This window comes from Pseudomonas sp. MF5691 (genome assembly GCF_016405645.1).
Classification (GTDB): domain Bacteria; phylum Pseudomonadota; class Gammaproteobacteria; order Pseudomonadales; family Pseudomonadaceae; genus Aquipseudomonas; species Aquipseudomonas shahriarae.
On the sequence record NZ_JAEKDC010000001.1, the window covers coordinates 356,783 to 369,754 of the forward strand.

General features: G+C 61.1%; 9 protein-coding genes and 1 riboswitch. Of the genes, 6 read left to right on the top strand and 3 right to left on the bottom strand.

Features of this window, described 5'->3' with window-relative positions; all coding sequences use genetic code 11:
* Positions 1–68 precede the first annotated feature (68 nt).
* Positions 69–887 (top strand): M48 family metallopeptidase, encoded by an 819-nt coding sequence (locus tag JFT44_RS01735; protein ID WP_057958473.1) that lies wholly within the window; start codon positions 69–71, stop codon positions 885–887.
* 126 nt (positions 888–1,013) lie between these two features.
* Here JFT44_RS01735 and JFT44_RS01740 read toward each other — a convergent pair whose 3' ends face one another.
* The 3 genes from JFT44_RS01740 to JFT44_RS01750 all read right to left on the bottom strand — a co-directional run bounded on the left by JFT44_RS01740 (position 1,014) and on the right by JFT44_RS01750 (position 3,854).
* The gene (locus JFT44_RS01740; RefSeq protein ID WP_057438151.1) at positions 1,014–1,598 is read right to left on the bottom strand and encodes a TMEM165/GDT1 family protein; all 585 of its coding nucleotides are present in this window, start codon (positions 1,596–1,598) and stop codon (positions 1,014–1,016) included.
* Between the two features lie 89 nt (positions 1,599–1,687).
* Positions 1,688–1,807: riboswitch (yybP-ykoY riboswitch) on the bottom strand.
* A 51-nt stretch (positions 1,808–1,858) separates the two neighbouring features.
* Positions 1,859–2,857 (bottom strand): class I SAM-dependent methyltransferase, encoded by a 999-nt coding sequence (locus JFT44_RS01745; protein ID WP_057958474.1) that lies wholly within the window; start codon positions 2,855–2,857, stop codon positions 1,859–1,861.
* 31 nt (positions 2,858–2,888) lie between these two features.
* Positions 2,889–3,854: a 2-hydroxyacid dehydrogenase gene (locus JFT44_RS01750; protein WP_128592808.1), complete on the bottom strand. Its 966-nt coding sequence runs from the start codon at positions 3,852–3,854 to the stop codon at positions 2,889–2,891.
* Positions 3,855–3,938: 84 nt separating this feature from the next.
* Between JFT44_RS01750 and JFT44_RS01755 the strand changes: the two genes are divergently transcribed.
* From JFT44_RS01755 to JFT44_RS01775, 5 genes are all read left to right on the top strand, one after another.
* A complete protein-coding gene (locus JFT44_RS01755) occupies positions 3,939–4,568 on the top strand; it encodes a LysE family translocator (protein WP_057438156.1) in 630 nt (209 codons plus the stop codon).
* Positions 4,569–4,715: 147 nt separating this feature from the next.
* Positions 4,716–6,398 (top strand): fatty acid--CoA ligase, encoded by a 1,683-nt coding sequence (locus JFT44_RS01760; protein WP_057438159.1) that lies wholly within the window; start codon positions 4,716–4,718, stop codon positions 6,396–6,398.
* Between the two features lie 335 nt (positions 6,399–6,733).
* The gene (locus tag JFT44_RS01765) at positions 6,734–8,608 is read left to right on the top strand and encodes a DUF1302 domain-containing protein (RefSeq protein WP_057958477.1); all 1,875 of its coding nucleotides are present in this window, start codon (positions 6,734–6,736) and stop codon (positions 8,606–8,608) included.
* 28 nt (positions 8,609–8,636) lie between these two features.
* On the top strand, positions 8,637–10,001 hold the full coding sequence (locus tag JFT44_RS01770; RefSeq protein WP_057958478.1) for a DUF1329 domain-containing protein: 1,365 nt from the start codon (positions 8,637–8,639) through the stop codon (positions 9,999–10,001).
* A 232-nt stretch (positions 10,002–10,233) separates the two neighbouring features.
* The gene (locus tag JFT44_RS01775; RefSeq protein ID WP_120734134.1) at positions 10,234–12,972 is read left to right on the top strand and encodes a LuxR C-terminal-related transcriptional regulator; all 2,739 of its coding nucleotides are present in this window, start codon (positions 10,234–10,236) and stop codon (positions 12,970–12,972) included.

Genomic DNA, 12,972 nt, shown 5'->3' on the forward strand with positions numbered 1-12,972 from the left:
TCAGGTGTATCTGGCGCAGATACAAGGGAGGGCCTAGGATATGCGCCATAATTTCAGGGAGAAGGCGCATGAAAAAATATTTGGCGGTAACGGCATTGAGCGCAGCCTTGCTGCTCGCCGGTTGCCAGTCGGTCAACACCACCAGTGGCGGCGCCGTGGGTGTGGAGCGCAAGCAGTACATGTTCAGCATGCTGTCGAGCCAGGAAGTCGACCAGATGTACGCGCAGTCGTACCAGCAGACCCTTGGCGAAGCCAGTGGCAAGGGCCTGCTGGACAAGACCAGCACCAACGCCAAGCGTGTGCAGGCTATCGCCAAGCGCCTGATCGCCCAGGCTCCCACCTTCCGTCCGGATGCGGCGCAGTGGAAGTGGGAAGTGAACCTGATCAAAAGCGACGAGATGAACGCCAACTGCGGGCCTGGCGGCAAGATATTTGTCTACAGCGGGCTGATCGACACCCTCAAGTTGACCGATGATGAGCTGGCGGCGGTCATGGGCCATGAAATTGCCCACGCCCTGCGTGAACATGGCCGCGAAGCCATGTCCAAGGCCTACGGCATCGAGATGGCCAAGCAGGGCGCCGGCGCATTGTTGGGCCTGGGCCAGGACAGCATGGCGCTGGCCGATACCGTGGCCAACTACGGCATGACCTTGCCCAACAGCCGCAGCAACGAGAACGAAGCCGACCTAATCGGCCTGGAACTCTCGGCCCGCGCCGGTTACAACCCGAACGCGGCCATCACGCTCTGGAACAAAATGGCCAAGGCCTCCGAAGGCGCACCGCCTGAGTTCATGAGCACCCACCCGGCCTCCAGCAGCCGGATCGCCTCGTTGCAGGCGGCGATTCCCAAGGTGATGCCGTTGTACCAGCAGGCCAAGAAGTCCTGATAATCCAGGCCTTGTGACGATCCAAAGCTGGGAGCGGGCTTGCTCGCGATAGCGGTGGTTCAGTTAATTAATACGTGACTGATACAGCGCTATCGCAGGCAAGCCAGCTCCCACATTTGCAAAGGGTTACAACCAGCCGCTGCTTTGCATGGCCTTGTACACCGCCACCAGCGCCAGGATAAAGAACGCCGAGGCCGCCAGGCGCCGAATCAGGGTCAGCGGTAGTTTCTCCGCGGCGAAATTCCCCGCCAGAACCACCGGCACGTTGGCAATCAGCATGCCCAGGGTGGTACCGATAATCACCAGCCACAACTCCGGGTATTGCGCCGCCAGCATCACCGTGGCGATCTGCGTCTTGTCCCCGATTTCTGCGATGAAGAACGCAATCAGCGTGGTCAGGAACGGCCCGAACTTGCGTGAAGTACTGGCCTCGTCATCGTCGAGCTTGTCCGGCACCAGGGTCCACAGGGCCGTGGCGCAGAAGCTCGCAGCGAGTATCCAGTGCAACACCGCATCCGAGAAGAAACTGCCAAACCAGGCACCCACGGCACCGGCGGCGGCGTGGTTGGCCAGGGTCGCGGCGATGATGCCGGCGATGATCGGCCAGGGTTTGCGAAAGCGTGCGGCGAGGATGAGCGCGAGCAATTGCGTCTTGTCGCCGATTTCGGCCAAGGCAACGATTGCGGTAGGAACGAGGAGTGAATCCAGCATCAGGTAGGTTTCCAGGGGCGGGTCGACACGGCTATGACACGTACAGCCTTCCCGCCCCGGGTAAGGTGTGCGTGTCATAGGTCTTGTCAAACCCCGGTCCGTCTGTGCGGACTCCTGGGTCGCATACGCCATGGTCTGCTGACCAAGTATGTTGACGTATGCCGGACGAGCATGTTGCTCGTGGGAGACTACTCCCCTAGGACGGAGCGGATTCTGCCTTGGCAAAATCCATTCGGCAAGCGTTCTTTTTCAAACGCCAGTCAGCCGCGCTTGGCACGGTAGATGCGAAAACCCTGGCCCTCGGCCTTGACTGCGCACACGCCCAGATGCTCTTCGATCAGTGGTTGGTACTTCAGGAAGCTGTTGGCAACTAGCCGAAGTTCGCCACCGTTTTTCAGATGTTGGCGTGCTTTTCGCAGCAGGTTTTCCGTAGCGAAATAATCCGTATGCACCCCGACATGGAACGGCGGGTTGCTCAGAATCGCATCCAGGCCCATGGGCGCGGCGTCGATACCATCACCGGTCAGCACTTCGCCTTCCAGGCCATTGGCCTCCAGGGTCAGGCGACTGCTGGCGGTGGCGAAGGCGTCCACATCGAGCAGCGTCACGGTGTTGTGCGGATAGCGCCGCTTGACCGCCGCACCGAGCACGCCGGCGCCACAGCCGAAGTCCAGCAGATGACCGCTGGGCAGTTTGTCCAGGTGTTCGAGCAAAAGCGCGGTGCCGCGATCCAGGCGGCCATGGCTGAACACGCCGGGCAAGCTGACGACCTTGAGCGGCCCGTCGGCCAGTGGCACTTCAAAGACCTCGGCCAGGCTTGCCAGGTCGGGGGCTGCCGGGGCGTCGGCCACGGTGGCCAGCCACAGCTGGCAGTGCCGCGCATTGTCGAGCTTGCGTGGTTTGCCGAAGGCGTTCAGTTGTTTGGCGGCGCTTTCGATGCCGCCGCGTTTTTCGCCCACCAGGTACAACTCGGCGCCCGACAGCCGTGCCGCCACAGCCTTGAGGATGTAGTCGGCGAGGTCCTTGGACTTGGGCAGGAATACCACGGCTGTGTCGAAGGCACGCTGCGGTACATTCACCCCGAAATGGCTGCGCTCGGCAAACCGCGCATCCAGCGCCGCCTGATCGCCCGCATGCCAGCACCAGCCATGGGCATTGGGCAGGCGGCCCAGCAGGTCGTCGGCGGGCAGGCCGGCCAGTAACACATTGCCTTGAAAAAGTTCGGCCTGACGAAGCAGTACTTCACTGCGCGGATCCATGGTCTGCTCCCTGAAAAAGGAGCGCAGTTTATCAACTGACGACGCGCTGCGGTGCTCCGCTGAAAAAGCCCCGGGCGTTTTCGGTCAATTGGCCGACGATCCGTTGCCGCGCTTCGCGACTGCCCCACGCACTGTGTGGGGTGATGATCAGCCGTGGGATGTCGCTCGCCAGCAGCGGGTTGCCGGCGGTCGGCGGTTCGACGCTCAGCACATCGGTGGCCGCGCCCCCCAGATGACCGCCGCGCAGGGCGTCTGCCAAGGCCTGTTCATCAATCAGGCCACCGCGTGCGGTGTTGACCACGAACGCGCCCGGCTTGAGCAGCGCCAGTTCGCGGGCGCCGATAAAGTGCCGCGTATGTTCGTTGAGCGGGCAATGCAGGGTCAGGGCGTCGATCTGCGGCAGCAGTTCGTCCAGTGGCACCCGATCTGCGCGGGGCGGGCGACCGGGGATGGCGCCCAGCACTACGCGCATGCCAAAGGCTTCAGCCAGACGCGCGACGGCGCCGCCCAGTTCGCCATGGCCCAGTAAACCCAGGGTTTTGCCTTCCAGCTCGACAATCGGGTAGTCCAGCAGGCAGAACTGCTTGGCTTGCTGCCACAGCCCGGCATCGACGTCTTTTTGATAGTCCTTCAGGCGCGTGGCGAGGTTGAGCAGCAGCATGATCGTGTGTTGCGCCACTGACGGCGTGCCGTAACCCTGGCAGTTACTCACGGTAATGCCCTGGGTGCGGGCGGCGGCCAGGTCGACGTTGTTGGTGCCGGTGGCGGCGATCAGGATCAGTTTCAGGTCAGGGCAGGCGGCCATCGTCTGGGCGTTGATCAGGATCTTGTTACTGATCGCTACCTGGGCGCCTTGCAGGCGCTCGACCACTTGATCGGCCGAGGTCTGTTCGCACAACTGCAAGTCGCTGAAGGTCTCCCGCAACCCGCTGAGGTCAAGGTCCCCCTGGTCCAGGGAAGGGTGATCAAGGAAGACGGCGCGGCGATTGTTCGTCATCAACTGTACCTTTTGCGACAGGGTTCGAAGGCGTAATCTGCCGAGCCTACCAGATGAAATAATCAGTTACTTCTTGGAGTGTGCATGTACCTCACCGAGTTTTTGACCGTGGCGTTGATTCACCTGCTGGCCGTGGCCAGCCCCGGGCCGGACTTTGCCGTGGTGGTACGCGAGAGCGTTACCCATGGCCGGCGTGCCGGCACTTGGACGGCGTTGGGCGTCGGTTCGGCGATTTTCCTTCACGTTGGCTACTCGTTGCTCGGTATCGGTTTGATCGTGTCCCAGTCCATCGTGCTGTTCAACGCCTTGAAATGGGCGGCGGCGGCCTACCTGTTGTATATCGGCTTCAAAGCCCTGCGGGCGCAGCCGGCCAAGCCTGCCAGTGAAGAAGACTTGCACCGCGAAGTGGGCGAGCGCAGTGCCCGCGGCGCCTTTACCTCGGGCTTTGTGACCAATGGCCTGAACCCCAAGGCCACGCTGTTTTTCCTGTCGCTGTTCACCGTGGTGATCAACCCTCACACGCCGCTGGCAATCCAGGCCGGTTATGGCCTGTACCTGGCCGTGGCTACCGCCCTGTGGTTCTGCATGGTGGCCATGTTGTTCAGCCAACAGCGCGTGCGCGCCGGGTTTGCGCGCATGGGCCATTGGTTTGATCGGAGCATGGGTGCGGTGCTGATTGCCATTGGTGTGAAAGTGGCCCTCACCGAGCGCTAAAGGCGCCGCTGGCTGAATGAATGCTGGCGCAAAGCTAGCATTCATCCGGCTCTGCAAATCATTCCTTCGGCTGATTTGGCCGGCGTGCAAGGTCTCTACAGTGCAAATCCTTTAGCCAAGACCGTGCAGTCATAAAAAGGGATTCGTATGTTGCAGACTCGTGTTATCCCGCCCGCCGAAGGCGCCTACCAATACCCGCTGTTGATCAAGCGCCTGTTGATGTCGGGTGCGCGCTACGAGAAAACCCGGGAAATCGTCTACCGCGACAAGCTGCGCTACACCTACCCCACCCTGATCGAACGCGTCGCCCGCCTGGCCAATGTGCTGACCGCAGCCGGGGTCAAGGCCGGTGATACCGTGGCCGTGATGGACTGGGACAGCCACCGTTACCTGGAATGCATGTTCGCCATTCCGATGATTGGCGCGGTGATTCACACCATCAACGTGCGCCTGTCGCCAGAGCAGATCCTCTACACGATGAACCACGCCGAGGACCGCTTTGTGCTGGTCAACAGCGAGTTCGTCGGCCTGTACCAGGCCATTGCCGGCCAATTGACCACCGTCGACAAAACCCTGCTGCTGACCGATGGCGACGAGAAAACCGCCGATCTGCCCAACCTGGTAGGCGAGTACGAAACGCTATTGGCCGCTGCCAGCACGCACTACACCTTCGAGGACTTCGACGAGCATTCGGTGGCTACCACCTTCTACACCACCGGTACCACCGGTAACCCCAAGGGTGTGTATTTCACCCACCGCCAACTGGTGCTGCACACCATCGGCGTGGCGACCATCATGGGCAGCGTCGACAGCGTGCGCCTGCTGGGCACCAACGATGTGTACATGCCCATCACGCCGATGTTCCACGTCCACGCCTGGGGCTTGCCGTATGTGGCGACCATGCTCGGCCTCAAGCAGGTCTACCCTGGCCGCTACGACCCGGAATACCTGGTGGAGTTGTGGCGCAAAGAGAAGGTCACGTTCTCCCACTGTGTGCCGACCATCCTGCAGATGCTGCTCAACGCCAAGGCCGCCCAGGGCGTGGATTTTGGCGGGTGGAAAATCGTGATTGGCGGCAGCGCCCTCAACCGCTCGCTGTATGAAGCAGCCAAGGCCCGTGGCATCCAGTTGACAGCGGCCTATGGCATGTCCGAGACCGGCCCGCTGGTGTCCTGTGCCCACCTCAACGAAGAACTGATGGCCGGCAGCGAAGACGAGCGCACCACCTACCGGATCAAGGCCGGTGTGCCGGGGCCGTTGGTGGAAGCCGCGATCATCGACGGGGACGGCAACTTCCTCCCGGCCGATGGCGAGTCCCAGGGCGAACTGGTGCTGCGCGCGCCATGGCTCAGCGAGGGGTATTTCAACGAGCCGCAGAAGGGCGCCGAACTCTGGGAAGGCGGCTGGATGCACACCGGCGACGTGGCCACCCTCGATGCCTTCGGTGTGATCGACATTCGCGACCGTATCAAGGACGTGATCAAGACCGGCGGCGAGTGGATTTCATCCCTGGCCCTTGAAGACCTGGTCAGCCGTCACCCGGCGGTACGCGAAGTAGCGGTGGTCGGGATTGCCGACCCGCAGTGGGGCGAGCGTCCGTTTGCCCTGTTGGTGGTCCGTGAAGGCCACGGGATTGGCGCCCGCGAACTCAAGGAACACCTCAAGCCGTATGTCGAGCAGGGCCACCTGAGCAAGTGGGCAATTCCAAGTCAGATTGCCATTGTTACGGAAATTCCCAAGACCAGCGTCGGTAAGCTGGACAAGAAACGTATCCGTATCGACATCATTGAATGGCAGGCCAATAACAGCACCTTCCTGTCCACGCTCTGAGCCCTTGTGCCGTGCCCGTTCGGGCACGGCAATGCTCTATTACAAGCCTTCGCCTTGTCATTTGCCGAATTTCAGCCATCCTCTTTTGCGTCAGCCCTCGCTGACATGGCGAAAGGGCTGTCGCAGACGGGTTGGTGATGCAAATCACACTTTAGAGGGATCAAGCGGTACCCCCTGCTGGCTATAGTCCCTCCCAGAGTTTTTCAAGGATGCGGCGCTGCGGTCCTGGGTGGTCCGGTGGCTGTCTGGCATTGGAATCGTTGTATTCCGGCCGTTACAAGCGTGTTTGAAAAGGCTCACTGCCATAACAATAAAATGCACATGGAGTAGCGTCGATGACCTCAGTAAATCAGTTCTGGCGCCGGGCGAGATTACCCCTGGCGGTCAGTCTTGCCTCGACCCTCGCCGGGCCCGCATTCGGCGTCAGTTTCAACATTGGTGAGGTCGAAGGCAGCTTCGACTCGTCCCTGTCGGTGGGGGCCAGCTGGAGCACGGCCAAGCCCGATCGCGACCTGATTGGTGTCAACAACGGTGGCAAGGGGCTGTCGCAGACCTCCGATGACGGTCACTTGAACTTCAAGCGCGGGGAGACGTTCTCGAAGATCTTCAAGGGCATCCATGACCTGGAACTGAAGTACGGCGATACCGGTGTATTCGTGCGTGGCAAATACTGGTACGACTTCGAACTCAAGGATGAAGGCCGCGAGTTCAAGGACATCAGCGACCACAATCGCAAAGAGGGCGCCAAGTCTTCCGGCGGGCAGATTCTCGATGCGTTCATCTACCACAACTACTCCATTGCCGATGCGCCGGGTTCGGTGCGTTTTGGTAAGCAAGTAGTGAGCTGGGGTGAAAGTACTTTCATTGGCGGTGGTATCAACTCCGTCAACCCGATCGACGTGTCTGCGTTCCGTCGTCCGGGCGCCGAAATCAAGGAAGGCCTGATTCCGGTCAACATGTTCTACGTGTCGCAATCCTTGACCGATAACCTGTCGGCAGAAGCGTTCTACCAGTTGGAATGGGATCAGACGATCACCGACAACTGCGGGACATTCTTCTCGCAGCCGGATGTGATTGCTGACGGCTGCAACGATAACTTGCGCTTGCTCAGCAAGCGTTCAGTGATCGCGGCGGGCGGTGGTTTGCCGTTGATGAACGCGTTTGGCGTGAACATCAATGAGGAGGGTGTGCTGGTCAAGCGTGGCCCTGATCGCGACGCACGTGATAGCGGTCAGTTCGGCGTGGCGATGCACTACAACTTTGAGCCGCTGGACACTGAGTTCGGCGCGTATTTCATGAACTATCACAGCCGTGCGCCGATTTTCAGCGCCAGGGGCGCCTCCGCTGCGACCTACGCAGCAGCTAACGCATTGACGTTTACACCCGGCGCCAGTCAGTTGCGTCCTCTCATTGTGGCCGGTAACTCCAGCTACTTTGTCGAGTACCCGGAGGATATTCGGCTGTATGGCTTGAGCTTCTCCACCACGCTGGCGACAGGGACCGCATGGAGTGGTGAATTGAGCTATCGGCCGAATGCGCCAGTGCAACTCAATACCACCGATATTTTGTATGCGGGCGTAACGCCGCTGTTGGGCCTGGGGGACGCTTCGCCACTTAAAGGCTCTGCTGACCAGGATCTGAACGGCTACCGGCGTAAGGAAGTTACCCAGTTCCAGACGACCTTTACGCACTTCTTCGATCAAGTGATGGGAGCAAGTCGCTTGACGTTGGTCGGTGAAGTGGGCGTGACCCACGTCGGTGGCCTGGAAAGCAGTAACAAAGCACGTTACGGGCGTGATCCGGTGTATGGCCCTGGGCAAGGCGCTCTTTGTGCAACGCTTAACGGCGGAACAATTGCCGGTGCCGGACCTGGCACCGATGCCAGCAACCTTACTGCCAATTGCAACAATGATGGCTTCACTACCGCCACTTCCTGGGGCTACCGTGGCCGGGCAATCTGGGAATACCCGGATGTCTTCGCCGGCGTGAACCTCAAGCCTAACGTGGCGTGGTCCCATGATGTGAACGGTTACTCGCCAGGTCCTGGCGGCAACTTTGAAGAAGGTCGCAAAGCGGTGAGCCTGGGGCTGGACGCGGAATACCAGAACACCTACACGGCGAGTCTGGCCTACACCAACTTCTTTGGTGGCGACTACAACACCTCGGTTGACCGCGATTTCGTGGCCCTGAGTTTCGGCGCGAACTTCTAAGTACACTGCATTTCAGGAAGACCAGAACATGAAAATAACCAAAAGTCTGTTGCACGTGGGTGTGCTGGGACTGTCGATCATGGCCAGCAGCGTCATGGCGGCCGTCTCGGCGGATGAAGCCGCCAAGCTGGGCACCACGTTGACCCCGATGGGCGCGGAAATGGCCGGCAACGCTGCCGGCACCATCCCTGCCTGGAAAGCCCTGCCAACCAACGCCGGCGCCGTGGACGCCAAAGGCTTCCTGGCCAACCCGTATGCCAGCGAGCAGCCGCAGTTCATCATCACCGCGCAGAACGTCGAGCAGTACAAAGACAAGCTGGCGCCGGGGCAGTACGCGATGTTCAAGCGCTACCCTGAAACCTTCAAGATGCCGGTGTACACCACCCATCGCGGTGCCACCGTGCCGGCGCAAGTGTTCGCCTCCATCAAGAAAAACGCCACCAGCACCAACCTGGTAGGCGGTGGTAACGGCCTGGAAAACTTCGAAACCGCGATTCCGTTCCCAATCCCGAAAAGCGGGGTCGAGGTGATCTGGAACCACATCACCCGTTATCGCGGCGGCAGCGTGACACGCCTGGTAACCCAGGCCACGCCACAGGCCAACGGCTCGTACAGCCTGGTGTACTTCCAGGACCAGTTCGTGTTCCGCGACAAGATGAAGGATTACGATCCGGCAAATCCGGGCAACATCCTGTTCTACTTCAAGCAGAAAGTGACCGCTCCTGCGCGTCTGGCCGGTGGTGTATTGCTGGTGCACGAAACCCTGGACCAGGTAAAGGAACCGCGCGCCGCGTGGGTCTATAACGCCGGCCAGCGTCGTGTGCGCCGCGCGCCGCAAGTGTCCTATGACGGGCCGGGGACTGCCGCCGATGGCCTGCGGACTTCCGACAACCTCGACATGTACAACGGCGCCCCGGATCGCTACGACTGGAAGCTGGAAGGCAAGAAGGAAATCTACATCGCCTCCAACAGCTACAAACTCGACGATCCGAAGCTCAAGTACGCCGACATCATCAAGGCCGGCCACATCAACCAGGACCTGGCGCGTTATGAACTGCGCCGCGTCTGGCACGTGGTCGCCACCTTGAAGGAAGGCCAGCGCCATATCTATGCCAAGCGTGACTTCTACATCGACGAAGACACCTGGCAAGCAGCGGTGATCGACCATTACGACGGTCGTGGCCAACTGTGGCGTGTAGCGGAAGCCCATGGCGAGAACTACTACGACAAGCAAGTGCCGTGGTACGCCCTCGAAACCCTCTACGACCTGCAGTCCGGCCGCTACCTGGCCCTGGGCATGAAGAACGAAGAGAAACAGGCCTATGACTTCGGCTTCACTGCCACCACCAGCGACTTCACCCCGGCGGCTCTGCGTCAGGATGGTGTTCGCTAAACAGCGCTAGACAAGTCCGCACCTGTGGGGGTGGGCTTGTGTGGGAGCGGGCAAGTCCGCTCCCACACAAGCCCATCCCCACATTTGTTTTTGGGCATCCGGAAAATAGTTGGTTATTTCTTGTTGTAGTCTTTTTCAGACAAATGTTGCAAAGATCTACAAAGCGACGGCTTTTAACGCTAGTCTGCGGACATCTGCAATGCCGACCACAGCCTACTACAAGAGCCCGGCGATGACTGATCTGTCCCCAATCCAAGGGCCTGCCAGTGCGATAATCCCCACGCTGGAAGGGCGCTTCTACCGACCCCCGCTGCCCGATGGCTATGTGCTGCGCCCGCGTTTGTGCGAGCGCTTGAGCGCCGGCCTGGACGGGCGTCTATTACTGGTCAGCGCGCCGGCCGGGTTTGGCAAGAGCTCGCTGGCGGTGGAGTTCTGCCAAAGCCTGCCTGATCACTGGCATAGCCTGTGGCTGGGCCTCAGTTCGCGGGACAGTGATCCGGGACGCTTCCTTGAGCGCCTGCTGGAAGGTTTGCAGCAGTATTTCCCGCAGGTCGGCACCCAGGCCCTGGGTTTGTTGAAAATGCGCCAGCGCCATCAGCCGTTTGCCTTTGAAGAGTGGCTTGATGGCCTGCTCGACGAATTGACCGTCCACCTGTCCACACGTACCCCGTTACTACTGGTGCTGGATGACTACCACCTGGCCCAGGGCCCGGTGCTGGATCGCTGCCTGCAATTCTTTCTCAACCATTTGCCCGATGGCCTGTTGGTGCTGGTCACCAGCCGCCAGCGTCCCGACTGGCATTTGGCACGGTTGCGTTTGTCCCGGCATCTGCTGGAGTTGCATGAACAAGACCTGCGCCTGACCAACGACGAATCCCTGGCCTTGCTCGAGAGTCATAGCAGCTCGTTGCGCGGTGAAGCCTTGGACAACCTGATCCGTCGCAGCGAAGGCTGGGTGGCCGGCCTGCGTTTCTGGTTGCTGGCGGCCTCCGAAGCCGGCAACGAGGCCGACTTGCCCCAGGGCCTGCATGGTGGGGAGGGGCTGATCCGTGACTATCTGCTGGAAGAGGTGATCGACTGCCTGCCGCCGGAAGTCCAGGCCTTCCTTTACGACACGGCCTCCCAGGAGCGTTTTTGCAGCGAGTTGTGCGATGCCGTGCGCGAGGCCCATGACAGCGCGGAAATCCTGCGCTACCTGCAAGCCCATCAGGTGTTCCTGGTGCCGCTGGACGAGCAGGGCCACTGGTACCGTTATCACCACCTGTTTTCCGATTTACTGCGCACCCGGCGCTCGCCAAATGCGATGTTGCCGGCCGCCAGCCTGCACCTGCGCGCCTGCCGCTGGTTCAACGCCCAGGGCTTGCTCGATGAGGCCGTGGAGCAAGCACTGCGTGCCGGGCATCCGGATGTGGCGGCGAATCTGGTGCAGAACCTGTCCGAAGAACAACTGCTGGCCGAGCAGAACGTCGGCATGCTCCTGCGCTGGAAGATGGACTTGCCCGACAGCCTGTTGATCAGCACGCCGCGCTTGATCGTGCTCTATAGCTGGGCGCTGGGGCTGGCTTGCCAGTTGGATGCGGCGGAAGAGTTGTCCAGCCATCTCAGCCGCTTCCTGCCGGCACCGTCGGCCACTGCGCAGAAGTCGATGCTCGCCCAGTGGCTGGCCCTCAGCGGCATCATCGCCCGTGGGCGCGGCGACCGGGAACTGACCCACTTGTATTGCACAGAGGCCCTGGAAAGCCTGCCGCACAAGCGTTACGGCCAGCGTTTGATGTGCCTGTCGACCTTGTCGAACCTGGCCATCGTCGACGCCGACCTGTGGCGTGCGCGGGGCTTGAATCGCGAATCCCTGGAACTGGCGCAACGCGTCGGCAACCCGCTGTTCGAGGCCCTGGCCCATTACGACCGGGCACGGGTGCTGCAGGCGCGTGGGGAAATCCTGCGTTCCCTGGAGGAGGTGCGCGAGGGCCTGCAACGCTTGCAGGGCCTGGCATCCCAGCGCCTGTATGCGGTGCGCGCACGTCTGTCGTTGTATGAAGGGTTCCTGCTGCTGATGCGTTGCCAGCCGGAGGCCGGCCTGTTGCGTTTGCGTACAGGGCTTGCCGAAGCCCGCGCCTGCCGGGATATCAGCGTGTTGATCGGCCACTGTGTCATCGCCAACCTTGAGGGGCGCCGTGGCGATTTTCCCAAGGCCTTTGCCGAACTGGCCGAAGCCGAGCGCTTGATGCATATCTGGGACGTGCCGCCGATCTACTACCTGGCCATGATCACCCTGATCAAATGCGAGTTGTGGCTGGCCCAGGGCCGTACCGACCTGGCCGATGCCTGGCTGGTGCGCCTGGGGCAAACCTATAACGGCGAGCAGGCTGCCGCCGCCCCGGAGTTTCATCCGCACCTGGCGCAACATATCGAACTGCAACAGGCGGCCCTGGATGCTATTCGTGGCCAGTGCGAAAGCGCCCGGCGTCGACTCGATGGGTTGGCGCGGCAAGCCGAAGGCAAAGGCCAGCAGATGATCGCGGTGATGGCCCTGAACCAGCACGTGCTGTTGTTGCTGGATGACGGCCAGGCAATGTCAGCCCGGCCGCTGTTTGCCCGCGCCTTGCAAATGGCCAGCGGTGGCGCGTTGCAACCCTTCCAGCGCCTGTTGGAACGTTATCCCGACTGGGTACGCGAGCAACTGGGCCAGGCGCCGAACGATTTGATGCGGCAAAGCCTCTGGGCCCTGCTGCCGGCGGTTGCCCCGCGCGAGCCAGTCGAAACCAGCCATTCCAGCGAAACCTTGAGCGCCCGTGAGCTGGCAGTGCTGCAGTTGATCGCCCAAGGGTGCTCCAACCAGGAAATCAGCAACCAGCTGTTTATCTCGCTGCACACCGTCAAGACCCACGCCAGTCATATCAACAGCAAACTGGGGGTCGAGCGCCGCACCCAGGCAGTCGCGCGGGCGCAGGAGATGGGGTTGTTGGGGTAA

Excerpts from the sequence above, each read along its gene's own strand:
- JFT44_RS01735 (WP_057958473.1), top strand. The coding sequence starts at position 69 with ATGAAAAAATATTTGGCGGTAACGGCATTGAGCGCAGCCTTGCTGCTC.
- JFT44_RS01740 (WP_057438151.1), bottom strand. The coding sequence starts at position 1,598 with ATGCTGGATTCACTCCTCGTTCCTACCGCAATCGTTGCCTTGGCCGAA.
- JFT44_RS01745 (WP_057958474.1), bottom strand. The coding sequence starts at position 2,857 with ATGGATCCGCGCAGTGAAGTACTGCTTCGTCAGGCCGAACTTTTTCAA.
- JFT44_RS01750 (WP_128592808.1), bottom strand. The coding sequence starts at position 3,854 with ATGACGAACAATCGCCGCGCCGTCTTCCTTGATCACCCTTCCCTGGAC.
- JFT44_RS01755 (WP_057438156.1), top strand. The coding sequence starts at position 3,939 with ATGTACCTCACCGAGTTTTTGACCGTGGCGTTGATTCACCTGCTGGCC.
- JFT44_RS01760 (WP_057438159.1), top strand. The coding sequence starts at position 4,716 with ATGTTGCAGACTCGTGTTATCCCGCCCGCCGAAGGCGCCTACCAATAC.
- JFT44_RS01765 (WP_057958477.1), top strand. The coding sequence starts at position 6,734 with ATGACCTCAGTAAATCAGTTCTGGCGCCGGGCGAGATTACCCCTGGCG.
- JFT44_RS01770 (WP_057958478.1), top strand. The coding sequence starts at position 8,637 with ATGAAAATAACCAAAAGTCTGTTGCACGTGGGTGTGCTGGGACTGTCG.
- JFT44_RS01775 (WP_120734134.1), top strand. The coding sequence starts at position 10,234 with ATGACTGATCTGTCCCCAATCCAAGGGCCTGCCAGTGCGATAATCCCC.